The organism is uncultured Lutibacter sp. (assembly GCF_947493565.1).
Classification (GTDB): domain Bacteria; phylum Bacteroidota; class Bacteroidia; order Flavobacteriales; family Flavobacteriaceae; genus Lutibacter; species Lutibacter aestuarii.
This window is the reverse complement of the sequence record NZ_CANLRG010000017.1, coordinates 1-9209: the sequence shown is the minus strand read 5'-3', so window position 1 is coordinate 9209 and position 9209 is coordinate 1. Positions and strand designations below refer to the sequence as shown.

The 9209-nt window shown below is 28.0% G+C and carries 5 protein-coding genes; 3 read left to right on the top strand and 2 right to left on the bottom strand.

The window, feature by feature from the left end:
* Nucleotides 1–244 precede the first annotated feature (244 nt).
* Both Q0714_RS14110 and Q0714_RS14105 read left to right on the top strand, forming a co-directional pair.
* Nucleotides 245–3373: a glycoside hydrolase family 2 TIM barrel-domain containing protein gene (locus Q0714_RS14110; protein WP_298266193.1), complete on the top strand. Its 3129-nt coding sequence runs from the start codon at nucleotides 245–247 to the stop codon at nucleotides 3371–3373.
* Between the two features lie 67 nt (nucleotides 3374–3440).
* Nucleotides 3441–4064, top strand: coding sequence for a CatB-related O-acetyltransferase (locus Q0714_RS14105; RefSeq protein ID WP_298266191.1), 624 nt, complete (start codon nucleotides 3441–3443; stop codon nucleotides 4062–4064).
* 16 nt (nucleotides 4065–4080) lie between these two features.
* Here the strand turns inward: Q0714_RS14105 and Q0714_RS14100 are convergent, their stop codons facing one another.
* Nucleotides 4081–6717 (bottom strand): CHASE domain-containing protein, encoded by a 2637-nt coding sequence (locus tag Q0714_RS14100; protein ID WP_298266189.1) that lies wholly within the window; start codon nucleotides 6715–6717, stop codon nucleotides 4081–4083.
* A gap of 301 nt (nucleotides 6718–7018) precedes the next feature.
* Here Q0714_RS14100 and Q0714_RS14095 point away from each other — a divergent pair, with 301 nt between their 5' ends.
* Complete coding sequence (locus Q0714_RS14095) at nucleotides 7019–8089, top strand: RNA methylase (protein ID WP_298266187.1); 1071 nt, start codon at nucleotides 7019–7021, stop codon at nucleotides 8087–8089.
* A 350-nt stretch (nucleotides 8090–8439) separates the two neighbouring features.
* Here Q0714_RS14095 and Q0714_RS14090 read toward each other — a convergent pair.
* The coding region (locus tag Q0714_RS14090) for a hypothetical protein (protein ID WP_298266185.1) at nucleotides 8440–9209 on the bottom strand (770 nt) is incomplete at its 5' end.

Sequence of the window (9209 nt, the reverse complement as noted above, 5' to 3'; positions counted from 1 at the left end):
GAAAATAATGGGGAACCTCAAGACTTCCCTGATTTTACTCGTGGAAACTGGATCAAAAGAAAACCTTACAACTGGATCAAAGACACCTACTAATGTAATTTGGGTTAAACATAAAATAAAACACCCCAATATTATAAATTTATAATATTGGGGTGTTACTTAAAAAATTGACATTCGTCGAAATTATTTTAAATTAATATTAATAAATGTTATATTTACATTTATTAATGTAAAAAGGATTATAATGAAGAAATCAACCTTAGTTTTTAATATTATTTTTAGCTTACTATTTTTAAATAGTAATAGCTCAACAATAGCACAAACTTTAGATTCGATAATTGAAAACCCTTCAATAGTTGAAATAAACAAACTACCTGCTAGAGCTTCATTTTTCCCATATAACTCAAAAGAATTAGCCAAAAAAAATGAGGAGTTAAAAGCAAACAATTATTTACTATTAAACGGTATTTGGAAATTTAATTGGGTAAGAGATGCTGAAAAAAGACCTAAAGATTTTTATAAAATAAATTTTAATCATTCCTCTTGGGATTCTATTAAAGTTCCATCTAATTGGGAAGTTGAAGGTTATGGAATTCCAATTTATGTAAATGCTTCATATCCTTTTCAAAAAGGAGAACTAACCCCTCCAGATATTCCAGATGGTTATAATCCTGTTGGATCCTATTTAAGAACTTTTGAAATTTCAGAAGATTGGAATGAGAAAGAAATATTTATTCATTTAGGAGCTGTAAAATCTGCATTTTATATATGGATAAATGGAGAAAAAGTAGGCTATAGCCAAGGCTCTAAATTACCTGCTGAATTTAATATTACTAAATTTATTAAAACTGGTAAAAATACTATTGCTTTAGAAGTCTACCGTTGGAGCGATGGAAGCTACTTAGAATGTCAAGATTTTTGGAGAATTTCAGGAATAGAAAGAGATGTTTATTTGTATGCTAGACCCAAAGTTTATATAAACGATTACTTTGCTAAATCAGGTTTAATTAATAACTATTCTACAGGGGATTTCAACCTTAATTTAGAAATTAAAAATACCTTAAATAAGATACAAAAAGGGAGTATTACAATTGAAATTGAAAAGGAAAATAAACTACTATATACCAAAAATCAAAAATTTGAGATTGATAAAAACACTATTAGCACACTTAATTTTACTACCTCAATTCCAAACGTAAAAAAGTGGTCTGCTGAAATTCCAGAGCTATATCAGCTAACCATTGAACTAAAAGATAAAAAAGGAACAGTTAAAGAAGTAATTTCAAAAAAAATAGGTTTTAGAACTTCTGAAGTTAAAAATGGACGGTTTTTATTAAACGGTAAACCTATTTTATTTAAAGGAGTTAATAGGCATGAACATGACCCAAATACAGGACATGTAATATCAAGAGAAGATATGCTTAAAGATATTCAAATTTTTAAGCAAAACAATATAAATGCAGTGCGTACATGTCATTACCCAAACGACCCTTATTGGTATGAGCTATGTGATATATATGGTATTTATGTAATTGATGAAGCCAATATAGAATCTCATGGAATGGGATATAACTTAACAAAAACATTAGCAAATAACCCAAAATGGTTAAAGGCACATATGGAACGTACTGAGCGTATGATTGAAAGAGATAAAAACCATCCTTCAATTGTTATTTGGTCTCTTGGAAATGAAGCTGGAAATGGGTACAATTTTTATAATACTTATTTATTAGCCAAAAAGTTAGATAAAACTAGACCTGTTCAATATGAACGAGCAGGCTTGGAGTGGAATTCTGACTTATATGTTCCAATGTATGCAACACCAAATGATATTGAAAAATATGCTACAAATAATTCTTGGGAGAAATCGTTAATACAATGTGAGTATGCACATGCTATGGGAAACAGTATGGGTGGATTTAAGGAATATTGGGACTTGTATGAAAAATATGACAAACTTCAAGGAGGTTTTATCTGGGATTTTGTAGATCAAGGAATTAAAACCATCAAAAATGGAAAAGAAATTTACGCATATGGAGGAGATTTTGGCCCTAAAGGAACTCCAAGTGATAATAACTTTCTTAACAATGGCTTGGTTCAACCTGATAGGAAACTAAACCCTCATATGAATGAAGTAAAACATATTCAGCAAGAAATTAAATTTTACGAAAGTGATTTAGCAAAAAAGCAAATAGCAATTAAAAACTGGTACTTTTTTAAAGATTTAAAAAACTATATTTTTTATTGGGAAATTATTGCAGATGGCAAAAAAGTTGAAGCTGGAAAACTTGAAAATTTAGCTATTGCTCCTCAAAAAACAAAGGTTATAGAAATACCATTTCAAACCAAATTACAACCTAATATAGAATATTTTTTAAATTTAAAAGCCATTCTTAAAACTAAAGAACCTCTGTTAGATAAAAATTATGAGATTGCCTATGAACAATTTCAACTAACAAGTTTTGTTCCTTATACCACTGAAAAAACTAACGAGCCTATTGAAGTTAATTCTAATAAAGACTTCATCAATGTAAAAGGTTTAAATTTTGAAATTAGTTTTAATAAAAAAACAGGTTCTTTTAATAATTATATTTTTAACAATCTAACAATTATAGAAAAAGGTCCTCAAGTCAATTTTTGGAGAGCTCCAGTTGATAATGATTATGGTTCTGGTTCTCAAAAAAATTACCAAGAATGGAAAACAATTGCCAACAATGAAGTAGCAGATTTTACCATTAAAAAAATCAACAATAATGAGGTATTAATTAATTTTGTTAAGCATCTTTTTGGAAATGATGCAACATTAACCCAAACTTATATAATTAATGGAAAAGGAGCTGTAAAAATCACCAATAAGCTTACGGCTCATAAAGGCAAACACAGTAACTTTTTTAAATTTGGAAATGAAATGATTGTTCCAAAAGAGTTTCATACAATTACTTGGTATGGAAAAGGTCCTTTTGAAGCTTATTCTGACAGACAACATGCAGCTAAAATTGGTCGCTATAAAAGCACAGTTGCTGAACAATATTTTCCATATATAAGACCGCAAGAAACGGGTAATAAAATTGATGTTAGATGGGCTACCTTAACAAACAGCTTAGGATATCAACTTAAAATAATTGGGGAAAAGCCATTGTATTTTTCTGCTTTAAATTTTAGTAAAAACGATCTAGACTCTGGAATTGAAAAAACACAAAAACACGCTGGTGAATTAACACCACAAGAAAGAGTATTTGTAAATATTGATGGTTTTCAAAAAGGATTAGGGAGTATAAATAGCTGGGGTACACTACCTCTAGAGCCATATCGTTTAACTTATAAATCTTATGAATATACTTATTGGATTGTGCCTTCAAAATTAAATAATTAGTTTTACAACACCTTTTTTTGCTGCTTAAGTAATAATTGCAATAAAAAAGGTGTAAAAAACTGTAATTATGAATGGTCCAAATAAAAATTTAAAATTCCCACTAACACATTATAAAAAATTGTGTTTTTTAAAAAACATAATAAAAAATCCAGCTATAAAAGTTGGTGATTATACTTATTATGATGATTTTGAAGATGTTGGTAACTTTGAAAAGAATGTCAAATATCATTTTGATTTTATTGGAGACAAGCTCATTATTGGTAAATTTTGTATGATTGCATCAAATATTACTTTTATAATGAATGGTGCAAACCACCTAACCAATGCTATTTCAAGTTATCCTTTTGCAATTTTTGGTGCTGGGTGGAAAAAAGCTATGGAGGGTAAAACTTACCCCACAAAAGGGAATACAGTGATAGGAAACGATGTTTGGATTGGTTATAATGTAACTATAATGCCAGGAATTAAAATTGGAGATGGGGCTATTATAGCATCCAACACTACAGTAACAAAAAATGTTGAACCTTATAGCATTGTTGGAGGTAATCCTTCAAAATTAATTAGAAAAAGATTTTCAGAAAAAACAATTTTAAAACTTTTAGAATTACAATGGTGGAATTGGGATATTGAAAAAATTACCGAGAATGTTGACAAACTAACTCAAAACGATTTTAATATATTAACCCTATAATTAGCAGACTTAAAGTTTATTTTAAATAAATCTCAATTATTTTAACAAATACATCTGAGTTAATTGGTTTAGAAATAAAATCATCAAAACCTGTAGAAGAGACATCATTTTTAACATCTGTTGTAGAGTAAGCTGTTTGTGCTACTATAGTTAAATCTGGTCTATTTTTTTTAATCTCTTTTAGTGCTTCGTATCCATTCATTATAGGCATTTTTAAATCCATTAAAACTAATTCAATCGCAGAGTATTTTCTACACATTTCAACAGCTTCTTGCCCATTTTTAGCATGTATTACATTGTAATCTAACTTCAATACATCTTTTATTAAGGTTTCTACATATAAATAATTAACCTCTTCATCTTCTGCAATAAGAATAATGGGTTGATTATTAGTTTCATTAGGTTTATTTTCAAAAACTGGCTTGTAAGGAATTGAAACTACAAAGGTTGAACCTTTGTCTTTTATCGATTCCAATCTAATTTTACCACCTAACAACTCCACATTTTCTTTTACTATAGATAAGCCTAAACCTAGACCTCCAACTTTTTTAGAAAGTTTAACTTCGGCTTGCGAAAAACGTTCAAAAATTAATTCGTGTTTTTCTTTATCAATTCCAATTCCTGTATCTTTTATATAGATATCTATTTTTTTATTATTTAAAATGTAGCCTATTTCTATATATCCATTTGAAGTAAATTTTAAGGCATTTTCAATTAAATTACTTATAACCTTAACTAATTTAGTTTTATCAACAAATATAGTGCTCTGCTTGTCCGTTAACCCTTTTTTTAAATAAATTGGGATTTTATTTTCTTTTGATTTAATGTCAAAAACTAAAAAAAGATCGACTAACAATTCATTCAAGCACACTTTGCTTTCTACTATTTTAACTTGTTTGGTTTCTAATATGGATATTTCTAAAATATCATCTATTACATTTAATAACTGTTTGGCACTGCTTTGAATTATTCCAATAAAACTTTGTTTTTTTTCATTGCTTAAATTAGGAGTATTTAATAAATCGGAAAATCCAAGAATTCCATTCATAGGAGTTCTTATTTCGTGCGACATATTATTTAAAAATTCCGTTTTTAGTTTATTGCTTTCTTCAGCAGATTCTTTAGCAATTAACAATTCATTTTCAATTTTTTTCTGTTCGGTGATATCAATTTCAATTCCATCCCAATGAATTAATCCATTAATAATTCTCGGGCGTGAAACATAATAAGACCATCTTATACTGCCATCTGGGTTAATTACCCTAGCCTTGAATTTAAAAATTGTTTGCTCTTTTATTGATTTAATCTCATTTTTTTTAAACTCTTCAATATCATCTTTATGTATCCTATCATAAATTAAATTTGGATTGTTTAAAACTTCCTCAGCTGTACAACCATAAAATTTATATACTGCATCACTTACGTAATTATATTTTCTTTTGTTTTCATCTATAGATACAACTTGATACAACATACCATTCACCAAGTTGTTAGCAATTAATTTAAGTTTATCTTCACTCTCTTCAACCTTTTCTTTAGCCTTTTTTAAATCGGAATAGCTTTCATTTAAAAGCTGATTTGTTTTCTTTAGTTCTATATTTTTATCAGATAAATCTAAAGTTAATTTTTTTGCCAAACTTTTTCCAAATGAAACCGTATTAAATAATGAAAACATTAAAAGACTAAGTAGTAAACTAATTACCAAGCCTAGCAAAAATACAGTAACACTACCTATATTAATAATAGGTGTTTTAGGTTCTGAGAATTGCAATAGCCATTTTTTTGTGTTTACCTGTATGGTTTTTATTAATAAATTATACTTGTTTGAGTCATAATTTTTAATATTTAACTGACTATCATATAATAAATGATTGTTAGAAAGACTATCATTATCAAATATTTTTAACCCTATATACTTTTTTGCACCTAAATCAAAATCACTCATTACACCATCCATAAAATCATGCATTCTCAGAGATATAGCTACCCATCCTTTAATTGCTTCTCGTCTTTGTTCAATAGTACTTATTAGCATATTTTTATTGTAAACAGGCGCATAAATTACGATACCAGGTTTTGGTGCTGCTTCTACTTCTTGAACAAGAAAAACTTTATCTGTTATTGTAACTTTATTAGAGTCTCTAGCAATCTCAATTGCATTTCTCATATTAGAATTTGAGCTTGAATTAAAGCCTAAAGCCTTTTCGTTTTTTTCAGCAGGTTCAATATAAATTATTGGGGTATAATATACTTCTTTGGTTTCTGGAAAAACCTCATAAACATCATTCAATTCTCTACTAATATGTTTAGTAAAACTTGATAATTGTTTTCTTGAAACTTGAGCTAAATATGCTAAACCCTGAAAGCCAATTAAGTTTTCAGATATTTTACTTTTTTCAAAAAAATAATTCCAATCACTTCTAGTAACTGTATCTGAAGACATAAAAAAAGAAGAGCTAGTTCTTGAAAATTGGACATAGGCACTAAGTCTATTTTCAATTTTATCTCTAATGTCATTTGAGCTTATTTCAAATTCTTGATGTTGTTGCTTGTCATTTTCTTTTTTAACATAATAGGCTAGTATCATAGAAATAACTATACCTACTATAAAAATAGTTATAGATTTTAAAAATGAATTTTCTTTATACAACACTTGTATAATAGTTTAAAAATGAATTAAAACTTAGGAACTCAAATCTATTAAAAAAAGATGATATGAAATTATAAAAATGATTTTTATTGAATTTAGTTACAATAAGCTATACAACAAGAGATTATTTAGTATAATTTTAATTTTTATATTAGTAAAATAAAAAATTACAACTAACAATCAACGTTATTCTTGATACATATATTAGATATTGCTGAGGTTATAAATTTCAAATTTACTTTAATTGAAGGTTGATAAAAATTTAAGTGATATTTAACCAATAACAAACTACTAAACGTCAAATATGAATTCTCCCTCTTGGAAAACTTTTTATAATGAATCAAATGGATTAAAAAAACCCGCAAAAGCAAATCAATTAATTTCAAAAAAAGACACAACAGCTATAAAACAACTACTCATAAACGTTTTAGACGGTTTTTTTGCTAAAAATGATATACATATTGGTTTAAAAACCTATATTAATAATGAGCTTAGGAATGATTATATTGAAAAAATGGTAGCCAATCCTCCAAGGGTAGAAGATTCGCTTGAAACTTGGTCTCAACAAATTTTCGGAAATCAAAAGTTTGGTATTGTATTAATAGGCTTAGAAGAGTACAGTAATGCTTTTGCAGAAAAACTAGCCACTATTGTAAGTCCACTATTAGAAATAGCTGGATTACCTCTTAATGGATTGTCTTTCCTATTTTTTATGGGGAATTATGGATTTACACCTTTTGGAATTCATAAAGAAGCTGTAGGAGAGGATGGTATCTTATTTCATTTAGGCCCAGGAAATAAACAATTCTACACTTGGGATGATCCAAAATACAACTCCATACAACATAATTCTGAAGTTTTTCACAATATTACTAAAATGCTTCCTAATAGTAAATCCTATAATTTAGAACCTGGTGATGCCATGTTTATTCCACATTATGTATATCATATTGCCAATACTCCAAAATTCTCTATGAGTGTTGTTTTGGATTATATCAACCCCCCTATAGACAGATTTGAAAATGAACTTATTAAAGAAACTGCTGAGGAAAATCTACAACACAGCGTTGAATACACAAAACCATTAAAATTAAACACTCCTCAATCCAGCTTAAATAACCTAATTGATATACCTTCTATTCAAAAAAAATTAGAAATTGCTTTAGATAGAAAAATATTAAGCCTAAAAAGTAATGGGGGTATTCGAAGAAAATCAAACAAAATAAAAGTATCAATACCTTCAACAGATACTTTTTCTATTAAAAGCAAAAAAATATTTCAGTTATATATAGATGAAAAAGATTTAAAAACTACTTTAATATTTGCAAGAGGGCATCGATTAATTAAAAAAAACATCCTAAATTACCTCAGTTAATTAATCAAATAAATGAAGGGAATTGTATTTCACTTACAAGTATAAAACAACTAATGGAACCATTGTGGGATTTAATAGAAATTTACAGCTTTATTCAAGATCTTTTAAGCGTAGATTGTATTATCCTATGTAAATGAAAAATTAAAATATAAAACGATCCTAAATTAAATTAACAAAGAAACATAAAAGCTAATAACCTTTTTTTAATTGCTAAACTATAATGCTGATTCTCTATTATACCTAACTGTTTTTCTGTAAATACTTGGCAAAATATTTAGTGTGTTTTTAAAAAAATCTAACCAATAAATTATATCAGTTAGATTTTTCATTTAGGGTATTTTTAAATCCAATTAATCACAATCGTAAACATATTCAGTTGTACTTGTAATACTAAATCCTTGCGTATAAATAGTTGCTACACTTGTGCGTAATAATTTATTTGCATCAATTGTATTATTTATTTCTCCTATAACTGTATCGTTTCCATCTTTTGAAACGGTACTTTTAAGCTGACAATCTTGATAGGTATGTACGTCAGTTTGTGTAATTGCGTTGTTTGCATTATAGGTTTCAACAAGTTGAGGAAAACTTCCAACAATATTTAAAAAATTAGAAAAAATAGTATAACTAGTCAATGCTCCTGCTGAAGTATAATTATCTGTACGATTAAGGCGCATATTTGCATCATATTCACTAATAGTATAGCCGGTTAAATTTCCTCCAGCATCGTATGAATTTGCTCTTACGGTTTGATCACCATTGCTATATTCATATTCAATATAGTTTTGTAATGAACCACCAAGTTTAGTTTCATCTTTACTTCTTCTTCCTTGAGCATCATATTCAATACTTGTAACTACATCACCAAAACCAGTGGAAGTAGTGATTGATGAAATCATTTTTTTCCCATTCACTAAAGTATATCCATATGTTATCGTTGTTGTTAACCCTGAAGAAACAGTGGAAGTTGATTGAACATAGCATTCAGGCAGGTTACAAGGATTGCTATTTCCTCCTCCAGTTGATGCTGCAGTTACAGTTATTTGTTTCGTAATTTGATGGGTTCCTGCAGAATTTGTGGCTACTAATTTTACTTGATAATCACCAGCGGTATCAAAAG

Excerpts from the sequence above, each read along its gene's own strand:
- Q0714_RS14095 (WP_298266187.1), top strand. The coding sequence starts at position 7,019 with ATGAATTCTCCCTCTTGGAAAACTTTTTATAATGAATCAAATGGATTA.
- Q0714_RS14105 (WP_298266191.1), top strand. The coding sequence starts at position 3,441 with ATGAATGGTCCAAATAAAAATTTAAAATTCCCACTAACACATTATAAA.
- Q0714_RS14110 (WP_298266193.1), top strand. The coding sequence starts at position 245 with ATGAAGAAATCAACCTTAGTTTTTAATATTATTTTTAGCTTACTATTT.